We start from the raw sequence: 17499 nt of genomic DNA on the forward strand, positions 1-17499 counted from the left end.
TGGCCGGGCGCGGTTGTGCCTGATTTGGCGTCTTGTTGCCTGACGTTCCGTCACGCGGGTCTTCGATGCTGTTCCCGGCGTTTGCGCAGGGGTAACCTTCGCGTAACGGCACGGGAGGGTTCACATGACTGGCATCGTCATTCTAGCGGGGGCACGCACCGCCATTGGCAGTTTTGGCGGCGGTCTTTCGGGTTTCGCACCGATTGATCTGGCCACGCATGTGACCCGTGCCGCACTGGATCGCGCCGCCGTGTCGGCACAGCAGATCGATCAGGTCGTCTTCGGTCATATCCTGAACACTGAACCGCGCGACATGTATCTGTCGCGCGTCGCAGCGGTGCAGGTGGGCGTGCCGGTCGAAACCCCGGCGATGAACGTCAACCGGCTGTGCGGCTCGGGTGTGCAGGCGGTGGTGTCGGCGGCGCAAGCGCTGATGCTGGGAGAAGGGGATTTCGCCCTTGCCGGCGGGGCCGAGGTGATGAGCCGCGCACCCTATATTTTGCAAACCGCGCGCTTTGGTCAGAAAATGGGCGATACCAAAGCGCTCGATATGATGACCGGCGCGCTTACCTGTCCCTTTGGCACCGGGCATATGGGGATCACGGCGGAAAATGTGGCCCGCGATTTCGGCATTTCGCGCGAAGCGCAGGATGCCTTTGCGCTTGAAAGCCAGCGCCGGGCGGCGGCGGCCATCGCAGCGGGGGATTTCATGGCCGAAATCGCCCCGATTGAGGTGACCGGGCGCAATGGCACAGTGCTGTTCGACCGGGATGAGCACCCCAAGCCAACCACGGCTGAAAAGCTGGCAGCGCTGAAACCGGCCTTTCTCAAAGAGGGGACGGTCACCCCCGGCAATGCGAGCGGCATCAATGATGGGGCGGCGGCGTTGGTCTTGGCGCGTGAAAAGGCGGCGCTGGCCCACGGGCTCAAGCCGCTGGCGCGGATCATCGGGTCCGCCGTGGCCGGTGTGCGGCCCGAGGTGATGGGGCTAGGGCCGATCCCGGCGGTGCGGCGGCTGTGCGAAACAACCGGCCTTGGGATTGACGCTTTCGACGTGATCGAAAGCAACGAGGCGTTCGCGGCGCAGGCCTTGGCGGTGTCGCAGGAATTGGGTCTTGATCCGGCCAGGGTGAACCCCGATGGCGGAGCGATCGCTCTAGGCCATCCGGTAGGGGCGACCGGGGCAATTCTAATCGTCAAGGCACTGCACAGGTTGCAGCGCACCGGCGCGCGACGGGCCTTAATTACTATGTGCATCGGGGGCGGGCAGGGGATCGCGCTGGCGATCGAGCGGCTTTAGGGCCGCAACACAACCCGCCGATGCGCGGCACGGCCCTGCGCATCCAGCACCGTCAGGCTGACGTAACCGGGGCCGGAGAGGTTGAGCACCGTTTCACGCGCACGCGTGCCCACCAAAAGCGGCGCCCCATTGGCCAGCCATGTAAACGGCGGTTCGCCGCCGCGCAGCTTGACCACCAGCCCTTGGCCTGCGGTTTCCACCTCGGCCCCGTCGGGGGGGAACGTCACCTCGGGCGCGCCCATCACCGTTTCCGCAAAGGCGGCATCGCGCGGGCGAAAGCGTTGCAACGGTTGCGGCAGCCGGGCATTCGGCAGCAATAGCGTGGCAGGCGGTGGCGGGGGCAGCTGGGCGCGTTCGGGCCCCAGCCGATCAAACAGTTCAAACAGCACGGGCGCCGCCAGATCGCCGCCAAAGGCCCCGGGCACCGGCGTGCCATCCGCGCGCCCCATCCAGACGCCCGCGACATGGTGCCCATCGAACCCCACGGCGAGCGCATCGCGGTGCCCGTAAGAGGTGCCGGTCTTATAGGCGATCCGGTTCGGCGTGCCGCCGGGGGGCGGCGCAAGGCGTGATAAAATCTCGCCCACCTGCCACGCGGCCACCGCGCCGAACAAACGCCCCTCCAGCGGATGCGCCCGGCCCGCCTCGGCCGAAAGCGCGACCGGCTGACCAAGCCGGGCCAGCGCGGCATAGGCCTGCACAAGGTCTTGCAGGTTGATCCCCAACCCGCCAAGGCTGACCGCCAGTCCGGGCGGCGCAGAGCTGGGCAGCGCTGGTTGCGCGCCCGCGCGGCGCAAACTGGCCGGCAACCGTTCCGGCCCCAAAGCCTCGGTCAGGCTGACCACGGGGATATTGAGCGATAGCGTCAGCGCTTGGCGCATGGTGACCGTGCCGCGAAATTCCCGGTCAAAGTTTTGCGGGCGCCACGGGCCAAAGGCGATGGGGCGATCTTCGATCAGGGTCTCGGGATGGGCCAGACCATCGTCAAAGGCCAGCGCATAGACAAAGGGTTTGAGCGTGGAGCCGGGCGAGCGGGGCGCTTGGCTCAGATCCACAAAACCGGCGCGCGCGCTGTCGGTCCAAGCGGCGCCGCCGACCTCGGCCAAAATTTCGCCGGTCTGGTGATCGGCCAGCACCATTGCCACCGACACTTGTCCAACCTGCCCCCGCACGGCGCGCCGTGCCAGCTTTTCCGCCGCGCGTTGCAGTTGCGGATCGATGCTTGTCTCGATCCGCGTGCCCTTGGGGGCGGCGGCAGATAGGCGTTCGGTCAGATGCGGCGCAAGCGCCGGAAAGGCGCGCCTTTGCGCCGGGATCGGTTCGGCCCGTGCCGCAAATGTGCTGTCTGGCGTCAGCACCCCGGCTTGGGAGAGCCGGTCCAGAACCCGGTCCCGTGCCTCTTTGGCGGCGCGCGGGTGCCGGTCCGGGCGGCGCGTTTCGGGCGATTGCGGCAAAGCGATCAATAGCGCGGTCTGTGCGGGTGTCAGCCGACGCGGCTCTTTGCCAAACCATGCCAGCGCAGCGGCCCGCAGCCCTTCAATATTGCCGCCATAAGGGGCAAGGCGCAGATAGAGATCAAGGATCTGATCCTTGTTTAGCTTCCGTTCAAGCGCCAGCGCCAACCGCGCCTGCCGGGCTTTGCCTGCCAGCGTGCCGGTGGGCCCATCTTCCAAAAGCCGCGCCACCTGCATCGTCAGCGTCGAGGCCCCCGAGACGACATGGCCATTCCAAACGACTTGGCCTGCGGCGCGCAAAACCGCCCAAGGGTCGACCCCGGCATGGTGGCGAAACCGGCGATCTTCATAGGCGATCAGGGCGTCTAAATAGGCTTGGTCGACGGGTCCGGGGGCCAGCCGCCAGCGCCCATCGGCCACGGCGAAGGCCCGCAGCAAGCTGCCATCGCGGGCCAGAACCTCTGTGCCGACCGGGACGCGAAGCGGTGGCAGCGGGGTGGTCGCCACCCAATCGTCAAAGGCATCACGCCCCCCCGCCACCAAAGCTAGGCCAAGGGCAGCGGCAAAGAATAGCCTTGGCCTGACGCGCGGTCGTCTCACTCGATCCGCACCATCCCGGTCGCCCCATGCGCGCGCATTTCGGGGCGATACATATCCTCGACCGAGGCGGCAGGATGCAGGAACCGGCCGGGGCTGACGGCACGCACGATATAGGCCAGCCGAAACGGTTGTTTCGAGCGCCAGTCAATCGCGGCCAAGAACTGGTCTTGCCGGAATTCCGTCATGCGCGGATTGCCCGTCAGATCGAGCCAATCGAGCGCGGCCACATCGCCCCCGCGCAAAAGGTTCGGGTTGTCAATTTCAAACCCGGCGGGCAGCGGGTCCGCCACCATCAGCCGCGCTTCGCGATAGCCTTGCGGGCGCACTTCCAGCACGGTCACAAGCCGCGTGCCTTGCGCCACAAGGCCGGGATCAACTGCCTCGCCATCCAGCGTGTAATAGCTACGCGAAATCGCCCAGCCATTACCGCCTGCGGGTTCGGGCACTTCGGGCGCGCCCACGGTGGTCAGCGTCAGCGTCGTGGCCCGCGCGCCGGTATTGGCAATGGCCAGGGACCGGCCCGCCGTTTGCGCATCGATCACCTTGACCAAGGGGCCCTCGGCAGGCTGGCCATCCACGGTCAGCCCTTCGGTGCCGGGTCGGTCGATCAGCGCATGGGCTGCCAAAAGCGTCCAAGTCGCTTCCTGCGTCGACAGGGGCGTTTGCCCCAAGCGACGCATGACAGAGATGCCAACGCTGTCCATATCCACGGCCTGCGAGCCCGCTTCCGAGGCCAGCGCCAGCACCGCCGCGCTGTCGCGCAATTGCGTGCCGTAATCATCGCGCCAGCCGGTCTTTTCATTGCCCTGATCGCGGATCATACGGCCCGCGCGGGCAAACATCGCATCGGCCCGGGTCTGATCGCCATAAGAGGCCAGCGCCGCGCCCAATTGCGCCGCCGCCAAAGGTGTGGCGAAATCGTCGCCCTTCACATCGGCATAATAGCGCAGATCGCCGACTGCCGCCGCCCCTTCGCGCGCCAGCACCATCAGTTGATAGGCCAGATCGCGCCCGCCCCCGTTTGCGCCCGCATCGAAATCGGGCGCGTAATTGACCTGATTGCGCAGATTGTCGAGCGCATTGCGAAACGCGCTGTCGGGGACGGTATAGCCCGCCTTGCGCGCCCGGCTCAGGAAGTCGGTGACATAGGCATCCAGCCAGCCATCGCCCGCATTCGCGTGCCATAGCCCAAAGGCGCCAGAGGCATCTTGATTGGTCAGCACCTTGCGAATGGCCATATCGATCCGGGTGTCCAGATCCTTGGGCGCGGCCAGTTCCATCGCCTCAGCCACCGAAGAAAGATACAGCAGCGGCATCGCCTTGGAGGTGACCTGTTCGGTGCAGCCATAGGGGTAACGGTCCAGCGCGGCCAAAAGCGCAGGGGCCTCAAACCGCGCCAGCGGGCCAGAGGCCAGCGTGGCGCGTGCCGATCCGGGCAGGAAGCCGGCAAAAACATTGGCGTCAAAGGTGAAAGTTTCCCCCGCCGCGAGGTCAAACCGCGATTGCCGCGCCACCTCGGGGCTTTGGCTTTTTACCTCTAGCTTGAGCGTCTTTTCCAGCAGCCTGCCATCGGGTGTGGCCAGCGCGACGCGCAATTCCTGCACACCTTCGGCCATCGGCGCGCTGAGCGGCACTTCGATTTCGGTCTTGCCCAGATCGGCCAGATCGACACCCGAGGGCGCGGCGCCAAGGCGCATCCCGGCAGAGCTTACATCCAGCCCCATCCGCCCCGAGGGCCCACTGGCATGGACGATTTCCAACAACAGCCGTGATGTATCGCCCGGTGCCATGAAACGCGGCAGCGAGGCGGTGACGACGACCGGATCGCGCACCAGCACATCTTGGCTGGCTTGGCCGACCCCGGTTTTCGACCAGACCACCGCAGACAGCCGCACCGTGCCGTTAAAAGCAGGCATGTCGAAGCTGGTGTGGATCATCCCGTTTTCATCGGCCGTCAAAGCGCCCGAGACATAGGCCACCAGTTCCTCGGTCGGGGGGGGCGCTTGCATCGACATCTCGCGCGCAGCATCGCCGCCCGACCGGATTACGCCCGCCTCGCCCGCGCGGCCATCGATCAACCGCCCGTAAATGTCGCGCAGACCAACGCCCAGCCGCCGCTGGCCAAAGTAATGCGCCTGCGGATCGGGGACCTTGAAACCGGTCAGGTTCAAAATTCCCAGATCAACCGCCGCAATCGTGGCATGCACGGTTTCGCCCGGTGCGACCCCCGCGACTTTCAGCGTCACCGGCATCGGTGCGCGGGGTTCAGAGGTGTCGGGCATGTCAAACTGCACTTTAAGCGCCCGCTGACCCGGATCGACCTTGGCATAGGCCAGCCCCAGCGCCCGGTTCGGCGCGCGGGTGGGGGCGTCATCGGCCAAGGGTCGCAGGACCGATGCGGTGACGTAAGCGCCCGCGCCCCACTCTTCGGTCACAGGCAAGGTGATCTGATTCTCGCCCTCAGTCACCGCGACGGCTTCAAGCGCGATCACCCGGTTCGAAAGCACCGACACCAGCGCCATGCCATTGGCGGGCGCGACCACGCGCAAATTGGCCGTATCGCCCGCTTTGTAGGTGGGTTGGTCCAGCGAAAGCTGCAACCGGTCGGGGCTGGTCAGCACATCGGCGGGCGCATACCAGCCCGCATCGAACCCGTAGCTAGCCACCACCTCACCGGCGCCGTTTTCCAGCACAAGCTCATACTGGCCCCAGTCCACCTTGGCCGAGATCGCAAGCGGCGCAGCGGTGCCGGTGGTGCCATTGCCCTCGGCCACGCGGGTGCGATGGGTCACCGGTTCCCAATTCCATGACCCGTCTATCGCATACCATTGATACCGCGTCTCAACCCGGTTGAGCGTCCAGCGCAGGGGCTGCGCCACTGGGGTCAGCCGATCATTCAGCGCCACAACCTCAAAGCCCGCCTGCGCGCCTTCGGCCACGGTGTCGCCCTCAAACAAGGGTCTGATCCCAACCACCGGCGCGGGCGGCATGACAAGACGCGAAATCCGCCGCTCTACTGGGCGGCCAGAGCCCTCGCGCACCCGCAGGGTGAAGGTTGCCTGCAAGGGGCGGCCTTGCTCAAAGCCGTAATCCGGAATCTCGGCCCAAATATCGGCATGGCCCTGCGCATCGGTTTCGGCGCTGTCCAGACCGCCCCAAGTGGTTTCGCTGGGCTCGTCATGGCGGCCAAAGCGATAGGCTTCATAGCTGGGCACGGCGGTCGCGGCGCGCATTGTCAGATCGCCTTCGACCTCAAGCCCCGCGCCCGGCGCGCCGAACAGATAGCGCGCATCCAGCCCGATCTTCGGAAGATCGCCGCCGGCCAGCACGCCGTCGGGCAGGCTCAGCGTGAAATCGATCCGTTCGGGCAGGAAGTCTTCGACCAGCAGTTTCGTCGTGGCCAGTGGCGCGGCTTTGGGATCGGCGAAAAGATCCAGACGCCATGTGCCGCGCGGGGCCTGCGCCCCAAGGGGCAGGGCCACCAGGTGCCCGCCATCGCCCACATCTTCGGTCAGGGCGCGAATGTATTCGACACCATCGGGGCGCATCAGCACTGCCGTCAGCGGCAGGCCCGCCAGCGCGGTGGCCGTGGCATCGCGTGCCAGCGCGGTCGCATGAATCGTTTCGCTCACCCGATAGGCGCCGCGATCGGTGGTCAAAAATACATCAATCGCCGGGGCGGCGGGCCGTCCTTCGACGCCGCGATCCGACAGATCAAATTCGGCATCCGAAAGTGAAAGGAAGGCCAGATCTTCGCCCCGCGTGACCGAGACAAGACCCGGCGCCAGATTGCCCTTGCCCGTGGTCAGTTCCGGTGCGAAACGGGCAAGACCCATGATATCGGTTTGGGCCGTGGCGATGACGCTGTTGCCTTTGGACACAAGCTCCACATCGGCTCCGGCCACCGCCGCCGCATCGGAAAGACCGCGCACCGCCACAGTTAGCCCATCGGTGCCCGAAAAGGTGCTAAGGCCCAGATCGGAAATGGCAAACCATTGTCCGGCGGGCGGATTTTCATAGTCATCCGCGCCGGGCACCGACGCGACCAGCACATAAACCCCCGCGCCCAGCGGCCCGGTCACCTCTTGCACCGGCAGGCGGGTGGTCATGTCGCGGTTGACCTGCATTTTCACATCGGCGGTGCCGTGCCAAACCTCTTCGGCCATCTGCCCGGCAAAGTAATCCAGCCCCCAACTGTCAAGCGAGCGGGCAAAGAATCCCTCGCGCATGGCCGCGATCAGGTTGCGGTCAGACACACGCAGGATTTTCAGATCAAGATGTTCCAGATTGACGGTCTGCACCGGCACCCCGGTATCGGCCCCGCGCGGCAAGATATAGGCGCGCCCCGGAAAGCTGACCGCGGGGGAACGGTCGCGCACATAGGCCGTGATCGTCACATCCTTGCCCAAAGTTGTGCCCTCGGCATCGGGCAGGCCCTTGCGGAACGTCAGCGCCAAGCGCTCGCCATGATCCATGCCGCTGACACAGATCTGGTTGTTTTCCGCCTCGACGGTCAGCCCCGGTTTGGGCAGTTGCACGAAGCTTGCGTAATCCACCCCGCGCTTGGCGAGCTTTTCTGAAAAGGTGGCGCAGATGCGCGGGCTGGCGCTGTCGGCCTCCACCGTATGTTCGGCCATGCGAAAGCCATATTTTCCCTCGGCCGAATCCAGCGCGGCGGCGATCTCTTGGCGATTCGAAAGGGTTACGGCCAGCCGCAGCGCGGCCAACATTTCCTTGGTGCGGCGCGCCTTTTCCAGCGCTTGCGACATGACCAAAAGCGCCTGCGCCTGTGTGGCGGCATTGGGGGCGCGCAAATACCCGTTCACCGCAGCTGTCACCTGACGCGATGCAGCCGCGCTTGTTTCGCTCATGCGCAGTCCGATCGTGGCATAATCGATCCACAGATCGGCGGCATCGTTGAGCACCAAGAGCGCGCCGGTCAGGGCCAGCATCCGCGCCCGGTCGCCGCCTTCGCGTGCGGCTTGCAGCGCGCGCTGCAATTCCTCGACCGAGGCGAAATTCGTCATGTGCCGGCGCCCCATGGCATCGGCCAGATCGCTGGCCGCGGAAAGCGTGCCACCGCGCAAGAAGCCAAGGTCGGCGGCGCGGTCGCGCGCCCGCGCCTCGGTGCCCCGTGCTGCAGGGATCACAACGCCCGAATAGGCCCCTTGGTAAGGCGACATGCCGGTGATGTCGGCTTTGGGAAAACAGGAATTGTTGCGGGCGTTGAAGGTGATCGCCTCGCAGGTCGGGTCAGCGAGACAAGCGGCCTGACAGGCTTCCAAAGATGTATTGAAAATTTGTGCAAGGTCGCGCCCGGCAAGGTCCATTCCTTCGGCAATAGACAGACGCTTGGCCGGGGTCAGAGGACGGTCCTGTGCCGCGCCCGGCAGCGCCGTCAGAAGCGAAAGTGACAAGGCGAGCAAAGCTTTGGGAAAATGCATTGGACCCTCCAAGATGTGCGCCAAGAGCGTCTCATGCATAGGAATTTCGATCAACGACCAAGCGCGTGGCGAAACAGTGTTAACCGCAAATTCACGCAAATGGCCGAGTTTCTGCATAAAGAATTTGGACGGGTGCCGGGCATGGAAGCCGCGTTGTCGGAAAAATTGGCGCAAGAGCGTCGCGCGCGGTTGGCCGCAGAGCGGCTGCTGGAGCAAAAAAAGCGGGAACTTTTCGCCGCAAATCAAAAGCTTGCGCTACATGCGCGGGCGCTTTCAGATCAGATCGTCAAGCAACGCCACGGGCTTCAGGTGGCGCTGACCGAGGCGGCCTCTCTCAAAGGGGAAAACCACCGGGTGCGCGGCGACCTGGAGCGCGCGGAATCGGTGGCGATGATCGCGCAGCGTCGCCTGTGGGATGCGCTTGAAACGATTCAGGACGGCTTTGCCGTCTATGACAGCGATTTGCGTCTGGTGGTGGCGAACAAGGCCTATCTGTCTTTTTTCCATGGGGAAATCGCCGTGACCGCCGGGGTCACCTATGATTCGGTGCTCAAGATCGTGGCGAGTCATCAGATGGTCGATATGGATGGGCGTGACCCGCTGGATTGGCACCATGACATGATCGCCCGGATCAAGCGCGAGCAGATCGAGCCGATGGTGCTGCGCACCCGCGAGGGCCGCCATATCAAGATGATCGACCGCTGGGGCGAAGACGGCGACCTTGTCTGTCTGTCGCAAGACATCACCCATATCATCGAGCGTGAACGCGAATTGGAAGAGGCCCGCAACAAGGCCGAAGCCGCGAACCGCGCCAAATCTGCCTTCTTGGCCAATATGAGCCACGAAATCCGCACCCCGATGAATGGGGTTGTCGGCATGGCCGAGCTGATGGCCGAGACCGATCTGACCGAGGAACAGCAGCTCTATGCCGAAACGATCCGGTCTTCGGGCGAAGCGCTGCTGACGATCATCAATGACGTTTTGGATTATTCCAAAATCGAGGCAGAGCGGCTGCGCCTTTACCCCGAGCAGTTTGATCTGGAACGGTGTCTGCACGAAATCATGGTGCTGTTGCAGCCCACGGCGAAAGATAAGGGGCTCAAGCTTCTGGTCGATTACGATCTGTTCCTGCCCACCCGGTTCATTGCCGATCCGGGGCGGATGCGCCAGATTCTGACCAACCTGATCGGCAATGCAGTGAAATTCACCCACACAGGTCATGTTTTGGCCCGTGTCGTCGGCTTTGAGCGGGACGATGACAGTTTTGAACTCCATGTCACGGTCGAGGATACCGGGATCGGCATTTCGCCCGACAGCATCGATCACGTATTTGGCGAGTTCAATCAGGTCGAAAGCACCTCGAACCGACGGTTCGAAGGCACTGGGCTTGGCCTTGCGATCACCCGGCAGTTGGTTCTGTTGATGGGCGGCTCTGTCTGGGTCGACAGCAATCTGGGCGAAGGATCGTGTTTCGGCTTCATCGTTACCTTGCCGCGTGCCGAGCCCGCCGACCCGTTGGACCGGCCCACGCCGGCGGTCACGTTGCGCGCGGCATTGGTGGTGGATGACCTGCTGGTGAACCGGGTCATTTTGGAACGCCAGCTTGAAACCTATGGTCTAGATGTCACGCTGTGCCGCACCGGCACCGAAGCGTTAAGCGTGATCGATGATGGCGGGCAGTTCGATGTTGTGCTGACCGATCATCACATGCCCGATCTTGACGGGATCGAACTGTCCAAACGGCTGCGCGCCAAGGGGCATCACACGCCGATCCTGCTTTTGACCTCGGACAGCGATGCATTGGCGCAGGCCGAGGCCGATTGCGATCTGTTCGGCTGCCTTGAAAAACCGGTGCTGCGCTCGGATCTGTTTCGGATGCTGCAAAAAATTTCGGTTGCGCCGCCAGAAGCCGAGGCCACGCCCGAACCGCCGCCGCCGCCGCCCGCGCCGGTTAAGCGGCAGATGCGGATCTTGGCCGCCGAGGACAATCGCACCAACCAGCTTGTCTTTGGCAAGATGGTCAAGGATCTCGACATCGATCTGCGCTTTGCCGGCAATGGCCGAGAGGCGGTCGAAGAATGGAAAAACTTCGCGCCCGATCTGATCTTTATGGATATTTCGATGCCCGAAATGGATGGGCGCGAGGCCGCCCGCGCGATCCGCACGGCCGAATTCGGCACCGGCGCGCATGTGCCGATCTGTGCGCTTACGGCCCATGCGATGGAAGGTGACAGCGATTCAATCTTTGCCGCGGGGATCGACCATTATCTGACCAAGCCGCTCAAGAAGGTCGCGATCACCGAGCGGATCAAAACACATCAACCCGAAGAGGCGCGACCGGTGCTGCCCGAACTGGGGGAATGATCAGCGCGCTTCGGCGATGATTTCCAAAAAGGTCTCGGCGAAGCGTTCGAGTTTTGCCTCCCCCAAGCCACCGATCCGTTCCAGTTCGGCGCGGCTTCGGGGTTTTTTCTCTGCGATCCTGCGCAAGGTGGTGGCGGGGCAGGTCAAAAATCGATCCTGCCCGTCGGTGCCGCGTGCCAGATCGCGCTGCGCGGCCTCTAACGCATCATAAAGCGTGCCCGCTTCGCGCCCGGCCAATTTGCGCCGCGCCGGATGCACCGGCGTGGCGGCCTCGGCCCCGGCGATCACGTCCAAAAAGGCCGCGCCATAGCTTTCGAGCTTTTTCGCCCCCACGCCGCTGATCCGCGCGAATTGATCCAGTGTTTGCGGCCGGGTCTCGGCCATTTCGATCAAGGTGCGGTCGGGAAAGACCATATACGCGGGCAAGCCAGCGGTCTCGGCCAAGGCACGCCGCTTGGCCTTCAGCGCGGAGAGAAGCGGCGCATCTTCATCCGACACCAGCGCCTTGGGCACATGTTTCGCGCGGGCCTTGCGCACCAGATCGCGCCGCAACGTGATGCTTTCTTCGCCGCGCAAGATCGGGCGGGCGCGCTCGGTCATCACCAGCGCGCCATGACGCGCGGTATCAGGGCGAATGAGGTCATGTCCCTGCATTTGCCGAAACACCGCCTGCCATTGCGTTCGGGTCAGGTCTTTGCCCACGCCAAAAGTCGGTAGCCTGTCATGACCGCGCGCGGTGATCCGGTCATTGGTCTGGCCAAGCAAAATCTCGATCAGATGACCCGCGCCATAGCTTTCTTCGGTGCGCAGCGCAGCAGACAGCGCCTTGCGCACCGCCTCGGTGCCGTCAAAAAGCTCGGGCGGTGTGTCGCACAGATCGCAATTGCCGCAAGGCTCAGAACTTTCGCCGAAGTAGGAAAGGAGCCGCTGACGGCGGCAGCCCGTGGCCTCGGCCAGCCCCAAAAGTGCATTCAGCCGCCCATGATCCGCCGCTTTGCGCTCTGGCGGGGCCATGCCTTCGTCAATTTGCTGGCGACGAAAGCGGATGTCATCAGGGCCATAAAGCGTCAGCGTTTCGGCGGGTGCGCCATCGCGGCCCGCGCGACCGATTTCCTGATAATAGCCCTCGATCGATTTGGGCAGGTCGGCATGGGCGACCCAGCGGATATCGGGCTTGTCGACCCCCATCCCAAAGGCGACGGTGGCGACCACAATCAGCCCGTCCTCGCGCTGGAAACGGGTTTCGACGGCGCGGCGATCCTCGGCTTCCATTCCGCCGTGATAATGGCAGGCGGGGTGTCCCGCCTCGCGCAGCGCTTTCGCCAACTGCTCGGTCTTGGCGCGCGAGGCACAATAGACAATCCCCGATTGTCCGCGCCGCGCCGCCGCGAAATCCAAGATTTGTTTGCGCGGTTGATCCTTGGGCTCAAAGGCAAGCGCGATATTGGGCCGATCAAAGCCGCGCAAAAATGTGGCTGGCGCCTGCCCGTCAAACAGCCGGGTGACGATCTCGGCGCGGGTTTCCTCGTCCGCAGTGGCGGTAAACGCGGCCAAGGGCACATTCAGCGCGCGGCGGAGATCGCCAATGCGCAAATAATCAGGGCGGAAATCATGGCCCCATTGGGACACGCAATGCGCCTCGTCCACCGCAATCAACTGGGTGTTGGCGCGGCGCAGCAAGTTTTGCGTGCCGAGGCCCGCGAGCCGTTCGGGCGCGATATAAAGCAGCTTCAGCCGCCCGTCATCGATGGCCTGAAAAACCTCTTCGGTTTCCGCTTCGGTATTGCCCGAGGTCAGCGCGCCAGCGGCCACGCCGGCTTCGCGCAAGGACCGAACCTGATCGCGCATCAGCGCAATCAACGGCGAAATCACCACTGTCAGCCCCTCAAGGCACAGCGCAGGAAGCTGAAAACAAAGCGACTTCCCGCCGCCCGTGGGCATGATCGCCAAAGTGTTTCGCCCCGCCAGAACTGCGCGCACGATTTCCTCCTGCCCCGGACGAAAGGCATGGAATCCGAAAACCGAGGCAAGCAATGCCTCGGGCGCAGTCTCCGGCTGGGCGGGCATTTAGATGCCCAAAAGCCGCTGGATGAAGATCAGGGCGATGATCACGATCATCGGTGTCAGGTCGATGCCCTGCATCGGCGGCAAGATGCGCCGGATCGGGCCGTAAAACGGCTCCAGCGCGCGCGACAGCAGATCCCAGACCTTGTACACCAGCGGCTGGCGCATGTTCAGCACGTTAAAGCCAATGAGCCAGCTCATGATGACATGGGCCAGAATGATGAACCACAGGATCTGGAACACCAAAGACAGCGCCACCAGAACGCCATAGGGCAAGAAAGAAGTGAGCATCGGAACCCTCCGCGAGACTAGCTGACAGGTAAGCGAGCCGGGGCCGGCTTGCAACCGCCGTGAAGCCGGCATTTTCCGTAACGGGATTGTTGACCGGGCTGCTGCGCTGCGGCAAGGGGGGGGTAAGCTGAACGGAGGGGTTCATGTATCCGATCATTCGGATGGCGAAAGCCATCATCGGTTCGCGCGGCAAGCGGATGGACATTCTGGACCAGATCACCACCACGCACCGGGCTTGGCCATGGGATATCGACCCGTGGAAAGACCTCAATAACGGGCGCATCATCACGTTGTTTGATCTGGGCCGGATCGCTTTGTCAGAGCAGACCGGGCTGACCAAGGCGATGATCCGCAACCGCTGGGGGATCGTGGTGGCGGGAAATACCACGCGCTACCGCAAGCGTATCACCATGATGCAGCGGTTCGAGATGCGCACCCGGTGCCTTGGCTGGGATGCGCGGTTTTTCTACATGGAACAGGCGATGTGGCGCGGGGAAGAGTGCTGCAACCACATTCTGATCCGCGGGGCCATTACCTCCAAGGCCGGGATCGTGCCGCCGCAGCAGGTGGTCGAAGACATGGGACACAAGGGCGAAAGCCCAGAATTGCCCGCTTGGGTGCAAGCTTGGGTCGAGGCCGATCAGCACCGCCCCTGGCCCCCCGAAATGCCGCGCTAAATTCCATGGATTAGGTAAATCTTGCGCCTTTGGCCGCTTTCGGGCTTTGATCTTGGCCAATCGGGTCAGGGGGGCACAATGATCGCGGACCGCAAGCGCATCTGGGGATGGTGGTTTTTCGACTGGGCGAGCCAGCCTTATAACACGCTGTTGATCACCTTCATTTTTGCCCCTTTCATGAAGGTGTTGTTGGGCGATGGCACGACCGCGCAAACGGTCTGGGGCTATGGCGTGGGGGCCGCGGGCTTGGTGATTGCGCTGGCCTCTCCCTTCTTGGGGGCGATAGCCGATAGGGCCGGGCGGCGCTTGCCGTTCGTTTGGTTGTTTTCGCTGATGTATGTGCTGGGGGCAGCGGGCCTGTGGTTCGCGATGCCCGGAGATTTCAGCCTTATCTTGATCATGCTGTCTTTCGCGATCGGCATGATTGGCATGGAATTCGCCACCGCCTTCACCAATGCGATGCTGCCTGACCTTGCCGGGCGCGAAAACATCGGCAAGGTCTCGGGCTCTGGCTGGGCCTTTGGCTACATTGGCGGGATGCTGGCGCTGATCGTGATGCTGGTATTCATGCAAGCCAGTCCAGAGACCGGCAAAACCATGGTCGGGCTGACGCCGCTTTTCGGGCTGGATGTTGCAACGCGTGAAGACACGCGCATCGTCGGCCCGCTAACCGCAGCGTGGTATGCGGTCTTCATGATCCCATTCTTTCTATGGGTGCGCGAGACGCGCCGCGCCGATGCCGTGCCGATTGCACAGGCCACCCGGGAGGCTTGGCCCGAATTGCGCGCCACGCTGGCGCAACTGCCGAAAACACCCAGCCTGTTCGCCTATCTGGCCTCGTCGATGTTTTACCGTGATGCGCTCAACGGTATTTATACGTTTGGCGGGATCTATGCGGCGGGGGTGTTGGAGTGGTCGATCACGCAGATCGGGCTTTTTGGCATTTTGGGCACGATCACCGGCGCGACCTTTGCCTGGCTCGGCGGCAAGGCTGATGATCGCTTTGGCCCGAAGGCGGTGATTTTTGCCAATCTGATCTTGCTGACCTTGGTCACGATTGGTGTCGTGTTCATCTCGCGCCAAAGTGTGTTCGGTGTGCCCGTCCCGGCCGATAGCACCCTGCCCGATATCGCGTTTTATGTTCTGGGCGGGCTTATTGGCGCGGGCGGCGGCGCGCTGCAATCGGCCAGTCGCACGATGATGGTGCGCCAGTCCGATCCAGAAAAGATTACCGAATGTTTTGGCCTTTACGCCTTTTCGGGCAAGGCCACGGCGTTCATCGCGCCGATTTCCATTGGCGTGGTCACCGGCATCACCGGCAGCCAATCGGCCGGGATCACCCCGATCATCGTGCTTTTCGTATTGGGGGTGATCCTGCTAGGCTTCGTCAAAAGCGCGGGGGATGCCCGCACTGGCTGAGAGGAGCCCCGATGAGACCCTTCCGCCTGTTTGCCGCCGTGACTGCCTTGGCGCTGGCTGTGACCTCTGTTGAAGCCGAGCCGCTGGCGCGCACGCTTTTCGGGTCCAAATCCATGCCGGCACTTGGCGCGTCTGAGCCGATTGGCTCTTACGCGCGGGGCTGTGCGTCGGGGTTGATGCAATTGCCCGAAACCGGGCCGACGTGGCAGGCGATGCGGTTGAGCCGGAACCGCCATTGGGGCCAGCCAGAAACGCTATCTTTCATTCAAGATCTCTCGGCCTATGCGGCCACGCTGCCCGGGTGGAAAGGGCTTTATATCGGCGATATCAGCCAGCCGCGTGGCGGGCCGATGACCGGCGGGCATGCCAGCCATCAGATCGGGCTGGATGTCGATATCTGGATGCTGCCGCCGCAATCGCTGCGGCTGAGCCGGGGGCAGCGCGAAAGCCTGTCGTCGATTTCGATCCGCACGGCGGATCAGACCCGCATCAATGGCAATTGGACCCCCGCCCATGCCGCGCTGTTGAAAGCGGCGGCCCTGGACCCGCGGGTGGATCGGATCTTTGTCGCCGCAGCCGCCAAGATTGCCATGTGCAACCAAGCTACTCGGGCGGATAAGCGCTGGCTGCAAAAGATCCGCCCGTTTTATGGCCATAACTACCATTTTCATGTCCGGCTCAAATGCCCGCCCGGGTCGCGCCTGTGCCAGACGCAAAAGCCCACGGTGGCACGGTTGTCCAACGGCGGGGATGGTTGCGATGAAACCTTGAACTGGTGGGTGACCGATATGCTCAACCCGCCAAAGCCGACCGGCAAGCCGAAGAAACCAGCCAAACCCAAGCCGGTGAAGAAAAGCGCCAAAACCTATGTCATGTCGGACCTGCCCGCCCAATGCCGCACCGTTCTCGCAGCGCCCTGATCGCAGGCCTTGCCCTGCTTTTGGTGCTGGGAGTGGCGATGGGGCGCGCGGATCGCAGCCCCGCCCGTTTCAGCCAGGGCCTTCCTTTAAGGGAAGACGCCCCCGATTTCGGTGGGTTTTCGGCGCTTGAGCTTGATGCGTCGGGGCGAGAGTTCGTCGCGCTGTCCGATCGTGGAACGCTTTGGCGCGGGACACTTATCCGCGATGCGAACGAGCAGATCACCGATATTCGGTTCGCGGGCATGACGCGTTTGCACGGCCCGCGCGGGCGCCCCTTGCGAGGGGAGGCTGCTGATTCCGAAGGCTTGGCGGTGGGAGATGACGGGACCGTTCTGGTCTCGTTTGAGCGCGATGTACGGATCGGGGCTTTTGTGCGCGATATGGCGGCGGAGCTGACCTTGCCGCGTGGCCCGGCCTTTTCAACGCTGACAAAAAACAAGGAGCTTGAGGCGCTTGCGCTTGCGCCTGATGGCGCGCTTTACACCTTGCCAGAAGACCTTCCTAAGGCCGGGACGTCGCTTCCCGTTTGGCGCTTGCGGAATGGCCAGTGGACGGAGCCGTTTTCCATCTCGCGCGCGGGGGGGTGGAAACCCGTTGGCGCCGATTTCGGTCCTGACGGGCGCTTTTATCTGCTGGAGCGTGATCTGCGCGGGCTTTTGGGATTTGCCGCCCGGGTGCGGGTGTTCGAAATTTCCGGAGAAACGATTGCCGGGGGGCAGGTGGTGCTGCAAACGCCGCCCGGGCGGCATGGCAATCTGGAAGGGCTTGCAGTTTGGCGCGACCGAAGCGGCGCGATCCGGCTGACAATGGTTGCGGATGACAATTTCAGCGCCTTCATGCGCAGCGAGATTGTGGAATACAGCATTAATCCCTGAGGTTTTGCTTGACCGAACCCGGGCGCGGGCGTATGCGACGCCCCGTCCGCATGGTGCGGACCATGTCCCCGCTACCATGTAAAAACGGTGA

The 17499-nt window shown here is 63.4% G+C and carries 10 protein-coding genes; 6 read left to right on the forward strand and 4 right to left on the reverse strand.

The features are described 5' to 3' along the window. Positions 1-124: 124 nt before the first annotated feature. Entirely contained in the window at positions 125-1300 is a 1176-nt protein-coding gene (bktB, locus tag CKO11_RS14560; RefSeq protein WP_223640299.1) for a beta-ketothiolase BktB, read from the forward strand. Here the strand turns inward: bktB and pbpC are convergent. Next, complete coding sequence (gene pbpC, locus CKO11_RS14565; protein ID WP_223640302.1) at positions 1297-3354, reverse strand: penicillin-binding protein 1C; 2058 nt, start codon at positions 3352-3354, stop codon at positions 1297-1299. The genes bktB and pbpC overlap by 4 nt on opposite strands. Beyond that, the gene (locus CKO11_RS14570) at positions 3351-8798 is read right to left on the reverse strand and encodes an alpha-2-macroglobulin family protein (protein WP_223640305.1); all 5448 of its coding nucleotides are present in this window, start codon (positions 8796-8798) and stop codon (positions 3351-3353) included. The genes pbpC and CKO11_RS14570 overlap by 4 nt, the downstream gene beginning before the upstream one ends. Before the next feature lie 99 nt (positions 8799-8897). Here CKO11_RS14570 and CKO11_RS14575 point away from each other — a divergent pair, with 99 nt between their 5' ends. Beyond that, positions 8898-11162, forward strand: coding sequence for a response regulator (locus tag CKO11_RS14575; protein WP_223640308.1), 2265 nt, complete (start codon positions 8898-8900; stop codon positions 11160-11162). Here the strand turns inward: CKO11_RS14575 and recQ are convergent, their stop codons facing one another. Both recQ and CKO11_RS14585 read right to left on the reverse strand, forming a co-directional pair. Beyond that, a complete protein-coding gene (gene recQ / locus CKO11_RS14580; RefSeq protein ID WP_223640311.1) occupies positions 11163-13229 on the reverse strand; it encodes a DNA helicase RecQ in 2067 nt (688 codons plus the stop codon). After that, positions 13230-13517 (reverse strand): YggT family protein, encoded by a 288-nt coding sequence (locus CKO11_RS14585; RefSeq protein WP_223640314.1) that lies wholly within the window; start codon positions 13515-13517, stop codon positions 13230-13232. It lies immediately after the preceding gene. 143 nt (positions 13518-13660) lie between these two features. On the opposite strand from CKO11_RS14585, the gene CKO11_RS14590 reads away from it, so the two are divergent. The 4 genes from CKO11_RS14590 to CKO11_RS14605 all read left to right on the forward strand — a co-directional run bounded on the left by CKO11_RS14590 (position 13661) and on the right by CKO11_RS14605 (position 17408). After that, positions 13661-14194, forward strand: a complete 534-nt coding sequence (locus CKO11_RS14590) for an acyl-CoA thioesterase (RefSeq protein WP_223640317.1) — start codon at positions 13661-13663, stop codon at positions 14192-14194. A gap of 78 nt (positions 14195-14272) precedes the next feature. Continuing rightward, positions 14273-15613 carry an MFS transporter gene (locus CKO11_RS14595; protein ID WP_223640320.1) on the forward strand — a complete coding sequence of 447 codons (1341 nt, stop codon included), beginning with the start codon at positions 14273-14275 and terminating at the stop codon, positions 15611-15613. Positions 15614-15624: 11 nt separating this feature from the next. Beyond that, the gene (gene mepA / locus CKO11_RS14600) at positions 15625-16533 is read left to right on the forward strand and encodes a penicillin-insensitive murein endopeptidase (RefSeq protein WP_223640323.1); all 909 of its coding nucleotides are present in this window, start codon (positions 15625-15627) and stop codon (positions 16531-16533) included. Next, complete coding sequence (locus CKO11_RS14605) at positions 16506-17408, forward strand: esterase-like activity of phytase family protein (RefSeq protein ID WP_223640326.1); 903 nt, start codon at positions 16506-16508, stop codon at positions 17406-17408. The genes mepA and CKO11_RS14605 overlap by 28 nt, the downstream gene beginning before the upstream one ends. The last annotated feature ends 91 nt before the right edge of the window (positions 17409-17499 follow it).

It is taken from the genome of Rhodobacter sp. TJ_12, from assembly GCF_020023995.1.
In the GTDB taxonomy this organism is placed as follows: Bacteria; Pseudomonadota; Alphaproteobacteria; order Rhodobacterales; family Rhodobacteraceae; genus Rhodobacter.